Annotated in this window: 13 protein-coding genes; 4 read left to right on the top strand and 9 right to left on the bottom strand. The window is 39.9% G+C overall.

The features are described from left to right. Positions 1-77: 77 nt before the first annotated feature. The 4 genes from GQ61_RS01870 to GQ61_RS01855 form a co-directional block, all read right to left on the bottom strand. The gene (locus GQ61_RS01870; RefSeq protein WP_085783671.1) at positions 78-4,532 is read right to left on the bottom strand and encodes a hypothetical protein; all 4,455 of its coding nucleotides are present in this window, start codon (positions 4,530-4,532) and stop codon (positions 78-80) included. A 273-nt stretch (positions 4,533-4,805) separates the two neighbouring features. Beyond that, complete coding sequence (locus tag GQ61_RS01865; protein WP_085783670.1) at positions 4,806-6,011, bottom strand: hypothetical protein; 1,206 nt, start codon at positions 6,009-6,011, stop codon at positions 4,806-4,808. A 96-nt stretch (positions 6,012-6,107) separates the two neighbouring features. Continuing rightward, positions 6,108-7,859 carry a mechanosensitive ion channel domain-containing protein gene (locus GQ61_RS01860; RefSeq protein ID WP_085783669.1) on the bottom strand — a complete coding sequence of 584 codons (1,752 nt, stop codon included), beginning with the start codon at positions 7,857-7,859 and terminating at the stop codon, positions 6,108-6,110. Between the two features lie 33 nt (positions 7,860-7,892). Beyond that, complete coding sequence (locus tag GQ61_RS01855; RefSeq protein WP_085783668.1) at positions 7,893-8,606, bottom strand: RsmE family RNA methyltransferase; 714 nt, start codon at positions 8,604-8,606, stop codon at positions 7,893-7,895. Positions 8,607-8,673: 67 nt separating this feature from the next. On the opposite strand from GQ61_RS01855, the gene ubiA reads away from it, so the two are divergent. Next, positions 8,674-9,552, top strand: coding sequence for a 4-hydroxybenzoate octaprenyltransferase (ubiA, locus tag GQ61_RS01850; protein WP_085783667.1), 879 nt, complete (start codon positions 8,674-8,676; stop codon positions 9,550-9,552). On the opposite strand, the gene GQ61_RS01845 is transcribed toward ubiA, so the two are convergent. From GQ61_RS01845 to GQ61_RS01830, 4 genes are all read right to left on the bottom strand, one after another. Beyond that, the gene (locus GQ61_RS01845) at positions 9,549-10,325 is read right to left on the bottom strand and encodes an RMD1 family protein (protein ID WP_085783666.1); all 777 of its coding nucleotides are present in this window, start codon (positions 10,323-10,325) and stop codon (positions 9,549-9,551) included. The genes ubiA and GQ61_RS01845 overlap by 4 nt on opposite strands. A gap of 588 nt (positions 10,326-10,913) precedes the next feature. Next, complete coding sequence (locus tag GQ61_RS01840) at positions 10,914-11,084, bottom strand: hypothetical protein (RefSeq protein ID WP_157111112.1); 171 nt, start codon at positions 11,082-11,084, stop codon at positions 10,914-10,916. 149 nt (positions 11,085-11,233) lie between these two features. Then, positions 11,234-11,611: a hypothetical protein gene (locus GQ61_RS01835; protein ID WP_085783664.1), complete on the bottom strand. Its 378-nt coding sequence runs from the start codon at positions 11,609-11,611 to the stop codon at positions 11,234-11,236. A 24-nt stretch (positions 11,612-11,635) separates the two neighbouring features. Then, positions 11,636-12,043: a hypothetical protein gene (locus tag GQ61_RS01830; protein WP_085783663.1), complete on the bottom strand. Its 408-nt coding sequence runs from the start codon at positions 12,041-12,043 to the stop codon at positions 11,636-11,638. A 225-nt stretch (positions 12,044-12,268) separates the two neighbouring features. Here GQ61_RS01830 and GQ61_RS01825 point away from each other — a divergent pair, with 225 nt between their 5' ends. Beyond that, positions 12,269-12,580: a hypothetical protein gene (locus GQ61_RS01825; RefSeq protein WP_085783662.1), complete on the top strand. Its 312-nt coding sequence runs from the start codon at positions 12,269-12,271 to the stop codon at positions 12,578-12,580. A 25-nt stretch (positions 12,581-12,605) separates the two neighbouring features. Here the strand turns inward: GQ61_RS01825 and GQ61_RS01820 are convergent, their stop codons facing one another. Then, positions 12,606-12,986 (bottom strand): hypothetical protein, encoded by a 381-nt coding sequence (locus GQ61_RS01820; RefSeq protein ID WP_085783661.1) that lies wholly within the window; start codon positions 12,984-12,986, stop codon positions 12,606-12,608. Between the two features lie 290 nt (positions 12,987-13,276). Between GQ61_RS01820 and GQ61_RS01815 the strand changes: the two genes are divergently transcribed. Beyond that, positions 13,277-13,738 carry a mobile mystery protein A gene (locus GQ61_RS01815; protein ID WP_085783660.1) on the top strand — a complete coding sequence of 154 codons (462 nt, stop codon included), beginning with the start codon at positions 13,277-13,279 and terminating at the stop codon, positions 13,736-13,738. Next, on the top strand, positions 13,738-14,319 hold the full coding sequence (locus GQ61_RS01810) for a mobile mystery protein B (protein WP_085783659.1): 582 nt from the start codon (positions 13,738-13,740) through the stop codon (positions 14,317-14,319). Before GQ61_RS01815 ends, GQ61_RS01810 begins: the two co-directional genes overlap by 1 nt. Positions 14,320-14,357 lie beyond the last annotated feature (38 nt).

Here is a 14,357-nt window from a genome sequence, read left to right as displayed (position 1 = left end):
TTTTAAGGAACTGAATTGCAGACAAAAAAAGAGGCAGGTCTTTGGAAACCTGCCTCTTTGAGTGAGAAAATTAATAACTATTTATATGTTTTTACAGTGAATGTTGTCATGCTGGGAGTCCACTCATGAGGAAAGCCTCCACTAACGTGTGTTCGGAATATTTTTCCATTATGAACCGTATAGTTGTAGCCTTCCCATTCAGTAACTCCACCTTCTTTCACATAAATCGTAGAATTGTCACTTTCAACAGATCCATTGATATACTGATAGAAATCGCCGTCAGTGCCTTTTACAACTTGTGTCTGTCGGCTTGGAACGACATCTTCGCTCTTAAACTGATCAAAAAGACTCTGTTGGATAGTTTCGCTTACTTCATCAGAAGTAACAGGTACTCCCAAAGCTTGGGCCACTTGCTGAATATGTAAACTTGCCAGCTTTGGTTCTTTCGTCTTTAAAGCTTTTAACTTTCTAACTTCAGTTTTTAGGTGACGCTTAAGCTCAGCCTCTGAACCTTCTTGAGTACCGTCAATGTTATGTTTTTCATAAGCAGCATGATGATACGCAGTTAAAGCATCTTCAACCTCTTTAGTTTTTGCTTGATCAAGCACAACTTGTGATTTTGCGAGTGCTTTAGCAACACTTTTCTTTGCCTTTTCACTCACTTCTTGTGGTACAGGCTTACCATGGCCAACATCAAGATGCTGATCAAGCGTAGATTTTGTCAAATCATGTACTAATGAAAGCGATTGATCAGTCTTCATGAAAAGTTGTTGTAAAACATTATTCGTTTCGTCTGAGATAACGCCAACACCAAGGTCTTGAGCCATTTGATCAACTAAGCTTTTTGTTAACTCAGGATCAATTGTGTGGAGCTTCTTAAAGTCTTCTTTCAATGGATGTAAGGCCAACTGAATTTTGACTAAATCTTCTGCAGTAGCGAATGCAACATTCCCCCTTGCAACGAGACAACTTATGAGTTCATGCATAAATTGTTCAACATGCGCTTCACTTGGCTGTGGAATTGCTTCTTCATCAAGCACTGCAGTGATTGCGGCCCCTAGTTGGGGATCAACTTGGCCTACTGCTGTTAAATCTAGCTCTTGTTGAAAATTAGCATACAAATCATTGTATAAAACTGCATTATGGGCAATTTGACGGGCGCTATTCACTTTCCCTAGACCATCATTGTCTAATACATCGAGGATAATTGTTGAAGCGTCATCACTTAAGTTATCGTTCGTAAGCGCATTATATAATTCGTCTAAAGTTCTAAATGCCAACTCTTCATCATACTTATAAAGAGAGAGGAGTTGATCAATCGCTCTAGAAGTATCTTGGGAAAGAGCGTCATTCGCATTCATGAGTGCAATAATTTTCCCAAATGCTTTTGCCGCTTCATCCAAATGACCCGCATTAAGTCCTTGTCCTGCAATCTTCTTGAAATACGCAGCGACTGGTTTGCGAATGCTTTTATCAGGCACTTGTAACCCTTGAGGATCTATGTGGTTTTGAAGAGCTGCAATCACATCATCGCTTCTTTGAGTCTTTGTAGGATTAAGCGCGTTCAGTGCATTTAAGGCTTCATTACAAAAGAGAGCAACTGCATTTGCACTTAAAGCTTGGACTCCAATGTGTTGGGCAAAACGGTTGATAAGATCAACTTTAAGATGATTGTTTGCAGGAGCAAGTTGTAAAACACGTGTTAAACGACGGTTGAGGTCTGCATCATTTACGGCAATACCATTAGCAGCTAAGAAATTGCCATAAGCTACGAAAAGAGCTTTTGCCTGACGAACATCTTCTGCGTCTGGTGCAACGTGCAATGCTTCAACAGCGGCTTTAAACGCTGCAGCGTAATCTTCTCCTGTAAAGGAGTGTACGGGTGCTTGTTGACCTGCAACGACAAGGGAGAGATTTATTAATCTGTCACCATTTTGCGTGGTGTTCTGAGTTTCTTGCAGTAATACACGGGCAGCTTGTTGTTGCTGTAGAGCATGTTGGGCTCTTTGCGCCTCTTCTCGATCAAACTGTGTGAGAGCGGCCCCAAAAGAATCTTTAAAAATGACGGCGCTGGCATCATCAAATGTTCCATCAACACCATAAAGAGCAGCAACGCGCTTTAATTGCACTAAACCATTGACGGCATCTCGATGATAAAGATCCAGAATGTCTCGAACATTGGCGATTGTTTGCGTGAAATCATCACCATTTTGCTTGAGTGTATCAACAATTTGACTGAACAAGACGGCTGCACGATGAGTGGCTTGAGCGTCTTGACCTTGTGCCTTGGCTTTAAAGGCAACTTCAGCATTTTGAATGGTTTCAGCATCCGCCTGCATTGGTAGTCCACCAATATAATCAATCACATCTTTTCCAATTTTAGCAATAGCTGCTTGTTGACGTAATAGAACTTGTTGAACTCTTTGAGTTTCTTCTTGAATGAATTGCGTCAGCGCATCATCAAAATAGTCTTTAAAAATAGCAGCAGCAGCTTTGTTAAAAGTCCCATCTAGACCATAAAGAGCAGCAACGCGTTTTAGTTGAACCAATCCTTCGTCTTCATCACGATCGTATAGATCGAGGATAGGTTGGATAGTACGAACTGTTTGCGTAAGATCTTGCCCATTTTGCTTGAGGGTATCAATAATCCTGCCAAACAAAACAGCGGCGCGGTTCTTTGGTGTAGCATGGCCTTGTGCATTGGCTTTAAAAGCTGCTTCAGTATTTTGAATGGTGGCTTGAACGCGCTGTTGCGGAAGCTGACCAATATAATCAATCACATCTTGTCCAATTTTAGCAAGGGCAGCTTGTTGTAGCTGTAGAGCATGTTGGGCTCTTTGCGCTTCTTCTCGATCAAACTGTGCGAGAGCTGCAGCAAAAGAATCTTTAAAAATGACGGCGCTGGCATCATCAAAAGATCCATCAATGCCATAAAGAGCAGCAATACGCTTTAATTGCACCAAACCATTGACGGCATCTTGATCATAAAGATCCAGAACGGGTTGGACATTGGCAATCGTGTGCGCGAAATCGTCATTGTTTTGCTTGAGTGTATCAGCAATTCGACCGAACAAGACGGCTGCACGATCAGTGGCTTGAGCGTCTTGACCTTGTGCATTGGCTTTAAAAGCCGCTTCAGCATTTTGAATGGTTTCAGCATCGACTTGCCCGGGTAGTTGATCAATATAATCGATCACATCTTGCCCAATTTTAGCTATTTTTCGTTGAGCTTTGACTCTTTTCTTTTCAGCTTTTTCATCGTCGTTGAATTGTTGTAGAGCTTGAAGAGCAGTCGTTGAAAACACGCGGGCGGAATCATCATCAAAAGATCCATCAATGCCATAAAGGGCCGCAATTTTTTTGAGTTCAATTAAGCCGTTCCCTTGATCCCCATTATAAAGATCTAAAATAGGTTGTATGGACGGAGCTGTTTGAGATAAATCTGTTCCTTGTTGGTTTAAGGTATCAATAATTTTACCAAACAAGGCAGCCGCATTATTCGTAGCTTGTTGATCCACACCTGGGAGGACCTTACCCTTGAAGGTTGCACTCGCTTTTTGAACTGTGGAAACATCTTCCTGTCCAGGAAGTTGATCGATATAGGCGACTAAATCATCCCCCACACGTGTCGCGGCTTGTCGTGCTTGTTGAATTCTTAAGGCTTGTTGTTGCCTTAGTTGTTCAGCAGGATCTATCACGGGAGTGCTTGGAACAACATTTTTTTGCGTTCTTTTGGCAACTCTTTTTGTAGGAGTGCCCTGACTTTTCGGCGTAGATGCGGATCCCCTGCCTTTGACAGGAGTTGACTTAGTACTTGGCGATTGTGCTATTGTGCTTCTTCTTGTAGACCGAGTTTGTTTTTTCTGACTAGCGTCACTACTCTCGGAAGACTCGTCATCTCTTTGTACTGTTTTAGCACCACCTTTTTGGGGAGCATCGAAGTTGACGCCAGAATCTCTAAGATAGCCACGTGTGAACCCATACATTTTATTTGGAAGCGCATAGGAATTAAATATTGAACCTGTTATTTTTTCATGGTCTGCAAATAAATAAACAGTGTCAGTGGTTTTCTTATCTGTATAAAAAAGTGTGTTGATCAGCAGTGGTCTGATATCATCGTACTCAAAATCTCTTTCGCTTGCATATTCAGACATTTTAGTGTGAAGGGCACGGAGAGAGTCTTCGTAGTCTTCTCCCTCTTGAAGGGCAACTTTAGTAAAAGCTACGCATAGGTCTTTTACTTCTTCAACGATTGCGTTTTCTGCGTCTGGCACATCATCAACATCAAGGCTTTTTGCTCTTTGCCCTTTTGCCTTGAGTCGTGTGTGTTCATTTATATTATCCCACGTGATCCAGCCTTTTACTTGAGGAGCCGATTTAGCAGTCCCTAGTTTAACGGAAGCGATATTTTTTTTATCAGCGAAAAATTCATCCAAACCATTAGTTGCATTCGCGATTTGAGGGATTGCGCTTAATAAAACGGCGCTTGCAACACCGATGAGCAGACTTTGTTTGAGGGATTTTAATTGCATCGTTTTTCTTCCTTCCGCATGTATCAATAATTTCGTGTAGGTAATTAATGTAGAAAACGTTCTTTGTCAAGGTAAATTGACTAAAAGGGCATTTTAACTAAAAATTAATAAATTTGTAATGATGTGAAATAAAAGAAAATAATTATCAAAAAATATACAGATATTTGTAATTTGAGGTAAATTTTTGGCAATAAATGGCAAGTATTGTTTATTGAGGCTTGAGAGGTAAAAAAAGGCGCCTTGTAAGGGGCGCCTTTTTTATATTTTTAGAGTTTATGAGAGAGGAGGAAGAGGTCCATCTATGGATATATTCCAAGGAAAAACGCCGAAGCTCGAAAAGACGATAATACTGCTTCCATTATATATGAAAGAGAAGCCTTGAGAACTCACCATCGTTCCATTCTTAGGCACAGTAAACGTTCCCCAACGGGATGTTGGTTTGGCCTTTTCAAGAATCAACTCTTGTTCTAACTGTTCAGATCTTTTTTTATGTGTCTCAGATTCTTGTTCAATTTTTTCAAATTCGTCAACGGCTTCGTCTAACTCTTTGGTCACATCCTTTGGCTTTTTAAATTCGGCGATTCCTCCACTCGTTGGCACAGACAAGATAAAACTTGAATCTTCAGGCTTAACCACAACTTTTAAAGGAGCAAGTTTTCTAAGAGCTTCTTCTCCTATAGATGCTTTTGTTTTGACCTGGATTGATCTATCATTCTGTTCCTTGATGAACTCCATTTGAGCTTTGTAAAGACCAGATTTTTCTTCAAAAGTGTCGTGAAACGCATCCCAAGCCATTTTCAAATATGATTTAAAAACAACTTTACCTGGAACTGTTAATTTTCCATCTGCACTCGTTATTGTACCCTGCATGATATGTTGTACGATTGTATCGCAGAGTGGAAAGAATGCTTCTTCTTCTCCAAGTTCATTTTCAATTCTTAATCCGATGGACTTGCCAATAAAAGGATTCCAAACTTTTTTCTTGCCCACAAAATCTTTAGACTTTTGCTTAGTTTTGCCATTAAATTGTGACAAGTTCGTTAATACTAGCTGATCAAAGTCATCAGGGTTTGTTTCTTTATAAGTTGCATCGGAGAGTATAGCGATTCCTGAAATAATGAGCCTTGCCCACTTATCTGCTGCTTCTGTCATAAGTTCCTTAAATACTGGACGAAATTTATCAGCATCGGTAATTTCTACTTTATGTCCGCTAGTATGTTTGAAAGTAACGATGGTACCTAAGTCAGCAACGTCGTTGAGAGCAATTTTCTTCTTAAGATAATCTCTGAACTCATAAACATCTAAGGGTTTTACCATATCTGTGCGATAGGCTTGCACGCTTAATTGGCTATAAGCAAAGACGTTTTCAAGTTCTTCCTGGACGCTTGTCGCACTGACTGGACTGACATAGCTGGATGACAGCAAAGCAACTGCTGCGACTCCGGTTAATAACGCGTATTTCAATTTCTTTAACAACATAATATTCAACTCCCTAAAGTTGGTTCATCATGACTGACATATGGGAATGATTTTTGCTGTTTCAAGGAGGGGGTAAAGTCGTCTTTACTCTAGCGATTAGGGGTGACGGGATTCATTGACAATAGCCCCAATTGTACTGAAAGGAATGGTGTGAAGAAAGCCTTGTGTATCGCGGAGTTTCACGTTTCTTAAGGTTAAATCCTCAACGACTCCTGAATGTTTATTGTGGTCAAGATTAATCGTTACGCGATCTCCTATATTGATCGTGTCTTCGGTGAGGATAAAAAAGCCTTTGATCACGTCATTGAAGAGAGTTTGGCTGCCAAGGCTGACGGCGAGACCAAAGACTCCGGCACTGGCAAGGAGAGGGGTGATGTTAAATCCAAGCTCACTAAACACCATCAGCAACGTCAGAATGAAGATCACGACGCGGATAATGTGTTGAATGAGGGTTAAGAGGCTCGGAAGGTTTTTTTGATTCGAGCTTTTTCCCAGCTGGCGAAAGACCTTATTGATAATAAATTCGAGAGACTCTAACACCACCAGTCCAATAAGAGCCGTGATGATTACACTGATTGCCTTTGGAAGAATTTGCTCGGTTTCCAAAAAACTAAAAAGAGCGGTGAGCGGAATTTGAAGACTTTTACATAATAGATATAAAAAAGTGAAAACAAGGACGGTATAAAAGAGTACGGAAAGAGCAATCTCATAAAAACGTTGACGAGAATAAGGGATATTAAAAGTTTGTCCCAAAGATCTCACAATCATCTGCATAATGCTTGGGATGCGTAAAAACAAGAGATAGGTCCCAATGCCCAGAACGGTAAGTTTTAAAAACAGACTTAAGAGGAATTTGAAGCGACTTTCTTCGACCACAGTAAACAAAAAAACAAAAAACATCACATAGGCAAGAGAAAGGGGATACCAGTAACGGATTAGACTTTGAGACATCACTTCAAAAACATTTCGCTTTTTTGAATATTTTAAAGTCAACCGGAGGGCTGCCGTAATTGAGTTTTTGAGAGATTTAATCAAAGCCAAGGTTAAATAGCCGATGATTAACCAAAATAGGCGCGCGGAGAAGAGAACCAAAGTATCAAGGCGCCCCACATTCAGAAGATAGCTGCCAAGGATATAACTTAAAATTTGGAGAGTGAAAAAATGTCGCCCATAACGTTCCAAAATATGGGCTGGACCGTCTTTGAGGGGAAGTAATCTAAAGGACCTGGAATGGGGATAGAGGGCGGTGCTTAATAAAGCTTGAATAATTCTAAAATTGATAATTGTTACAAGAAGATAGGAAAGACTCGCACTTATCTTCTCACTCGGGCTGAGCCAATGCAAACTTGTAAAAGTCACAACCGTAAAACCAAGGAGAGTGACCCCTTCAAACGCCAGACTTACAAGAATCGCTTTTGTTTTGGTCATCGTTTGATCGTTGACAAAGAGCGCGCGAAATCTCTTTAAGAAATGTATCAGAAAAGTGAAAGCAAATCCTAGACCCAGCACGCCTCCATAAATCAAAAACAAGTCCCACCCTTTCTCCAAACGGTAGGGGTCGCTCAACGTCATCAGAGTGATTTTGGAGTCGTTTTTAAACCGTTGAAAGGTTTCTTTTATTTTATCAAGAACGTATTCAACGACGGGCTGGACGACGGGACTAACCTCCGAAGGCTCTTCTTTCTCGGCCTCATGTTTCAACTTTTCTATAAGTTTTTTTCGATGTTCATCATTTTCCAAGAGTTGAATCAGCGGCGTAAGAGAGCTTTTAGAGACAGTGTCTTCAGCCTTCAGGGGATTCACTCCAAGAAGAAAAAGCATAATCGCAAAAGGGACGATGACTCTCATGTTTCCTGCATTACTTGTTAAATTTGAGGCATTTTAACCCTTGCTTAACCAGATCGCAAGGGCGGCGGCCACAGCTGTTTCTGCGCGTAGAATATGGGAGGAAAGCTTTACCAAGGTCACAAAGGGAAGAGACTGGAAGAAGTCAAATTCCTCGCTTGAAAAGCCGCCTTCTGGTCCGATTAAAATTCCTGCAGGAGAGGGAGGAGATGAAATGAAATTTACCAATGGGGGCGCATCACGGCGTTCGTCACCTACAAAAACGGGGATGTTTTGCGGCCAGGAAGCCAAAAAGTCCCGAATAGGCTGTTGTTCATGAAGGGTGGGGACAGATAGGCGCTCAGATTGCTCGGCGGCTTCAATGGCGGTGAGGCGCAGCTTATCCAGGCGCGGAGTTGGTTGATTGGTGTAATCAGTTTTGACGAAATGAAGATCACTGATGCCCAATTCTGTTGCTTTTTCGATAAGATAGCTGAGGCGGTATTTTTTAATGGGGGCACTTATAAGATGCACAGGAAGGATAGGACTCGGTTTTCGGAGTTGAGTTTTTAATTCTACGATAAGCTGTTTTTTCACGCTTAGAATGGTTGCCAGCCAATCACCATGCTCATTATTGAAGAGCCTCAGCGCGTCTCCTTCTTTTAAGCGCAAAACGTTATGAACATAATGGTACTGATCCAACCCCAAGGGCAATTTTTCACTGGTGGACAGTAAGCCTGGAACGTATATGCGCGGCGATTTTTGGGCCATTCCCGTTGATCCTCTACCTTGACTTTATTTTAATGGTTGCCATAGTAAGAAGCAAAAAGAGGGGCCGATGCAACCAAATTCTGGAATATTAAAGTGGATTCCGCCAAAATTCCACGCCTATGCCCGTCTTGCGCGGATCGATAAACCTATTGGCATTTGGTTGCTGCTGCTGCCGTGTTATTGGGGATTGGCGTTAACCAGCTCCCACCTCCCCCTTCCTGAAATCCTTTTGTTTACCATCGGCGCTGTGTTGATGCGCAGTGTGGGCTGTATTTATAATGACTGGGTCGATCGTGATTTTGATTCCAAAGTCCGACGGACGGCCAATCGGCCCCTCGCCAGCAAGGCGTTGAGTGTTTATCAAGCTTATCGTTTTATGGTCCTGTTGTTAGGGCTGGCCTTTTTGGTGCTCTTATCCTTTTCTTTTGAGGTCATCCTGTTAGGGGGCCTGTCGTTAATCCTCGTCGTTCTCTATCCCTGGATGAAACGGTTTACTTACTGGCCCCAAGCTTTTTTGGGGCTTACGTTTAACTGGGGAATTTTAATGGGGAGCCTGGTAGGCGGCGGACGTCTCGATCTTAAAACGTTTCTGCTGTATGGGGCCGGCATTTTTTGGACCCTCGGCTATGACACGATTTATGCCTTTCAAGATAGGGACGATGATGCCTTGATTGGCGTGAAATCAACAGCTCTCAAATTTTCTCGCCATCCCAAACTGTTTTTGATGGTTGTTTATGGTGCTTTTTGGTTTTTATTATTAATCCTGGGCTGGATAAGTGAGTTTCATCAAGCATATATTTTAGGAATCTCTCTGGTGGGGGTCCACCTTTTTTGGCAGGGTGTGACCCTTAACCCAGAAAAGTCAGAAGACTGCCTGAAAAAGTTCAAATCAAACACACTCACCGGACTGTTGGTTATTCTTGCGCTTTTATTGGGAAGACTTTAATGCATAAAAAAGTTCGTCACCCCAAGGATCACTTCAAATAAAATGAGGCCGATAATAATGAGCTCGAGCTTCGCAGAGTTCCGGTGATTGATCTCATCCCCAAGAATTTGGAATAACTCGTGAATAATCTCAAGCTTACGATTCAGGCTTTGGGTACGTGTCTTAATATCCAAGTCTTTAGCGATTAAGCGATAGAGAGGCTCATGTTCCGGGTGATCCCAGAAGAATTCCGGCGTATCTAAAAAGGCGCTTTGAAGGTTGATATTGCTGCGCTCTAAAAAGAGTTCGCCAATCTTTCGCCCAATTTGCCGACGGGTGAGGGGCACTCGTCCTTGTTTTGCAAGGGCTTGCGAGATTTGCGTTGCACTTTGGATGGCGCCTTCGATACGATTTTCATAGACCAACAGTTTGACTGACTGGGCTAACCCGTAAGAGATGACAAGTTTTGAGAGAATGTCATTTCGATCTTCCAAAATAATCTCATCTTGAAAGACTTTGGTCGGTGTTCCATAGCCAAACTTGAATTGGTCAAATTCTGCTTTCCCCAAGGGTTCATTTTCAAAAGGTTTAATCAAGTGCAAAAGGCCATCGGTGACGTCTTTCGTACTATTCCAAAAGACGATACACCCTTGGGAAAAAATAAAGACTTCGCTTTTATTCAACTTACAATACAGGGCTTCTTGGTACAGAAAGGTTTCATGTTTTTTACGCAACGTTTCGTTGAGCTTAAGTAAGCTATAAGAATTTGCCGTACAGTACACGAGGCCGCGCATTTTTCACACTCTTTGGTTGTCATTTGTTGTGGGGTGGCGTTCACAGTCAGGCTTAAGATCCTTGTAAACAGGGGGCTTCTCTCTTTAAGAAATAAAATATGCCCCCAATGATGCCCCCACACTTATTCTTCAGCTTATCCCCATTGTTTAGGGATTTGAAGCAATTCTATGGTTTATAATGTTTCAAAAGAGCCCTGACAAGGAAAAGGATGGAGTGGGAGATGAGGGAAGAGGAAAATATTCAAGAACTTAATGTCGAAGTAGAGTGCTCAAAGATTCCATACATCGGATATTGAAGATATAATTAAAGAATCAGATGTCATAGGTAAGAGAAGAGAGCGAAAATAGTAAATGTATTTTCTGTAGTGAACATCTAGAGAAAGATTCCTGCGAGATCTTGCACGTCACTTTCTGTTGATCTAAAAACCAAAAAAGTTATTGATGACAATGCTAAAAAAGGAGCTCTATCGCGTCAAGATCTCCTTTAAAGGGGGCAGTCTAATAATCTTGTGTTCTCTTACAAGTGGTTGTTTGTGTATAGATCAAGTTCAGCATTAAAATAGAGTTTTGGAAAACCCAATAACTGCTCTATTGCTTGAAGTGTGCAATAATCTTTGCGTGCAGCTTCATAAATTCCTCAACAACCTTTTTTCGTCCTCTCTCAGTGATATCTTTTTTATCAACTATCTCTAAATGGTCTTCTTGAAATTTCAACAAATCATCAAATACTAAAACATCTAAGGGTGTCTTTGGTCTCATGATTGCGTAACACGCCACCTCATATTTAAAGGTAACCGCAAAATAATCGAGAAGTTGCATTTCCTTAAAAGTATCATAGTCATCAACTATGTTTTTTAGAAAGTTATGAAGGCAAAGTTTTTGGGGAAGAATGAAGAGAGAAGAAAGCCTTATTTTTTGAAATATTCAACAATTTTCTTATGAAGATCTTTGAATTCATCTATTAAGTTTTTTTTCTCCGGGATGCTTAATGTAGTGCGATGCATAAGTTTTTTTCCTTTTTCGACAAAACTTATAAAATCTTCAAAAATGAATATATCTAGAGGGGTTATGTAAACTGGACGATACTCATACCAAATTTCATCTGTAAGTTCAAAATAACTCATCATGTTCATCGCTTTAAGCCAATCATAATCTTCTTTATAGACTGTAACTTCTAAACGTCTAATTACAGTGGGTTGCTTATCTTTGGCTTCATCAATAATATCTGTGCCCATGAGAGGATTAAAAGAAAAAAGAAGCACAAGGATTGATAATAATTTTTTCATCAAAAAAACCTACGAAGTTGATATCTATTTTGCTAAAGCCAATTCAGTATTAATGGGAACATTAATAAGAGATGGATAATCATATGCAGCGCCAGTACCACAATCAACTGCAGTGCCAATAAGTCCGCCTACTAGAATATTTCCAAAGGCCATGCCTTTTGTGGAGGACTTAACGGTCGTTATGCCTTTACCAAAGCCTTTCTTTTTACAACTAACGTGTAAATCACTATAAGATCTTAGAATTGTCGTTGATCCTGGACTGTTAACAAACCAAGTTCCTTTATCATTGGATAAGGTACAAACTGCATCTTTTACCGGAGAGGTATCAACAGAAACAGCTTGATTTTGACCAGTGACGATTGAAGCGCAACTTGTTAATAATAATGATAAAGATAACAAAGTAACCTTCATTTTTGCAAAAGAAGAATTCATAATTAAATGACCTTAATGTTTAAAATTAATAATTTATTTTAATAATAAATACTTGTTGATATAAAAATGTCTAATAGACATAAATATTTGAAATGTAAAGAAAAAATTTAATAAAGCTGTTTAGACTGTGAATACATAAGAGTGGCGAGGGATGGCAGAGGAGGAAAATATTCAAGAGCTTTTTCATTATACAAGTTTTGAGGGTTTGAAAGAAGGAATCATAAAATGTCACGATTTAAAACAGCTAAAGAATTAATTGAGTATCTTGAAAATAAAATTAATGAGGCTAATAAAAACGCGTCTCTTCCACAAGGAAAACCTATTCATGATAATTGGGAAAAGTGGCGACAAGAATTGAAGGAAGAGAAAACTTCGATTTTAAAAGAAGTTGCACAAACAATAACATCGAATCAAGATCTTCGTAATATTGTTGATAGAATAATCAAGCCAATCATTTCTGAACGAAAAGAAAAGAATTTTCTATTTCTGCAGATACTCACAGTAATTACCGTAGTTCTCACGGCTATAATTGGGTAATGAACTATTTGAAGTGATGATTGTATTACTTCTCAGAAATGACGCACTCGGGAACGTTGTTCTGGTCAGGTTTTACTGTCACTACTAAGGATTGGCTAAAAAATAGTTTTTCTTTACCTTCCGAGGTTGCGCAGACAGCGACTTGAAAGTCATTTTTCGTAAGATAGACATTACTAATTGCCCGATCGTAGTTTCCTTCTTTTATGGAGGCCAATTCTGCTGATTTTTTAGGAACGGGAATGCGAAGATATTCTTTTCGATCGGCATGTTCAGGCACGATAACAACTTTGTATAAATTAAGTTCTGCAGGAGAAAATCCTTCGTTTTTCACGATGATTGATGCGGCTTTCAACGGAGTGCTGCAAGATAGAAGTGCAATGACCATGAGTGAATAAATAATACGCATCAGAGTCTCCTTATGTGAAAATGAGGACCTTAATTTTAGAATACTGCGAAACAGGTTAAAAAATGCTAAATCTTCTAATTTTTAAAAACCGGGCGCATAAGAACATATAGAGAGATGCACTGCCCATAAGCGCTTAAAAAGTGGATTGTGCGTTATCTAAAAATTCAAATTGAGACACTACCAAATTGCGATATTGGTTTATATGGCAACCTGTAGGTTGCTATTATTATCTTTTAAAGCAACTTATAAGCTGCTATTATTCTTTAAGAAAGCAACCTGTAGGTTACACCATGCGAGACTTAATTAGAAGACAGCTTGATAAAAAGCTTAATCCCATAAGATCTATTTTTCCTATTGAGCGCCCTAATGAGGGCTGGCTCAAAGCTATACGGACTTCATTAGGTATGACGGAACAACAATTGGCAAGCAAAATGGGGATTACTCGCCAAGCGATTAAGAAAATTGAGAAATCTGAAGAATATAATACGATCTCTTTGAAAACATTGATACAAGCAGCACAGGCTCTTAATTGTAAAGTTCAGTATGTTTTGGTACCAGAGAAACCGCTTGAAGAAGTCGTTGACACTCAAATCAAGAAAAAAGCAAAACAAATTGTTGAAAACATAAGCCATTCAATGGGGCTTGAAGAACAAGCTACGAGTAAAGATGAGCTTGAAATGCAAATTATAAAAATCGTGGAAGATATTAAAAGGCGTAAAAATATTTCAATGATTTGGGATGAAAATAAATAATGAAATTCATCTACCCTGAGGGAGCCACTCCTTTTAATCAAGATGATGCTGCTGCTCTTATACCCAAACACATTACAACTCAAGATCAATTAAATGAGTGGGAGCAAGTTAATATTATAGAAGGGGAGAGGTGGCTATTTTCAAGAAAACGAAAAAATATTCTTACAGTAGAGTTTCTTAAAAATATCCATAAGAGAATGTTTGATAAAACATGGAAATGGGCTGGGGAATTCCGCAAATACAACCCGAACATAGGAGTCCCTTATCTCCTCATACAAGAGAAACTTAGACATTTATGCGACGATGCAACCTACTGGGTAAATAATAAAGTTTATTCGATTGATGAAATAGCTGCTAGATTCCATCATAGGCTTGTTGCTATTCATGCTTTTCCAAACGGAAATGGTAGACACGCTCGTTTAATGGCAGATGCCTTGCTAGTACAGTTGGGAGCAGCTCGCTTTAGTTGGGGAAAAGAAACCCTTGTGAAACCATCTCAAACAAGAAGCCAATATATAAAAGCTCTAAAACAGGCGGATAAGGAAAACTATAAAGCCCTACTTAATTTTGTTAGATCATAAGCTAGATGCAAAAATAAGAGATACTTTATTTCGTGAGC

The sequence above is a fragment of the Candidatus Nucleicultrix amoebiphila FS5 genome, from assembly GCF_002117145.1.
Taxonomy (GTDB): domain Bacteria; phylum Pseudomonadota; class Alphaproteobacteria; order Caedimonadales; family Nucleicultricaceae; genus Nucleicultrix; species Nucleicultrix amoebiphila.
This window is presented reverse-complemented; position numbering and strand designations above follow the sequence as displayed.

Excerpts from the sequence above, each read along its gene's own strand:
- GQ61_RS01870 (WP_085783671.1), bottom strand. The coding sequence starts at position 4,532 with ATGCAATTAAAATCCCTCAAACAAAGTCTGCTCATCGGTGTTGCAAGC.
- GQ61_RS01865 (WP_085783670.1), bottom strand. The coding sequence starts at position 6,011 with ATGTTGTTAAAGAAATTGAAATACGCGTTATTAACCGGAGTCGCAGCA.
- GQ61_RS01860 (WP_085783669.1), bottom strand. The coding sequence starts at position 7,859 with ATGAGAGTCATCGTCCCTTTTGCGATTATGCTTTTTCTTCTTGGAGTG.
- GQ61_RS01855 (WP_085783668.1), bottom strand. The coding sequence starts at position 8,606 with ATGGCCCAAAAATCGCCGCGCATATACGTTCCAGGCTTACTGTCCACC.
- ubiA (WP_085783667.1), top strand. The coding sequence starts at position 8,674 with ATGCAACCAAATTCTGGAATATTAAAGTGGATTCCGCCAAAATTCCAC.
- GQ61_RS01845 (WP_085783666.1), bottom strand. The coding sequence starts at position 10,325 with ATGCGCGGCCTCGTGTACTGTACGGCAAATTCTTATAGCTTACTTAAG.
- GQ61_RS01840 (WP_157111112.1), bottom strand. The coding sequence starts at position 11,084 with ATGAGACCAAAGACACCCTTAGATGTTTTAGTATTTGATGATTTGTTG.
- GQ61_RS01835 (WP_085783664.1), bottom strand. The coding sequence starts at position 11,611 with ATGAAAAAATTATTATCAATCCTTGTGCTTCTTTTTTCTTTTAATCCT.
- GQ61_RS01830 (WP_085783663.1), bottom strand. The coding sequence starts at position 12,043 with ATGAATTCTTCTTTTGCAAAAATGAAGGTTACTTTGTTATCTTTATCA.
- GQ61_RS01825 (WP_085783662.1), top strand. The coding sequence starts at position 12,269 with ATGTCACGATTTAAAACAGCTAAAGAATTAATTGAGTATCTTGAAAAT.
- GQ61_RS01820 (WP_085783661.1), bottom strand. The coding sequence starts at position 12,986 with ATGCGTATTATTTATTCACTCATGGTCATTGCACTTCTATCTTGCAGC.
- GQ61_RS01815 (WP_085783660.1), top strand. The coding sequence starts at position 13,277 with ATGCGAGACTTAATTAGAAGACAGCTTGATAAAAAGCTTAATCCCATA.
- GQ61_RS01810 (WP_085783659.1), top strand. The coding sequence starts at position 13,738 with ATGAAATTCATCTACCCTGAGGGAGCCACTCCTTTTAATCAAGATGAT.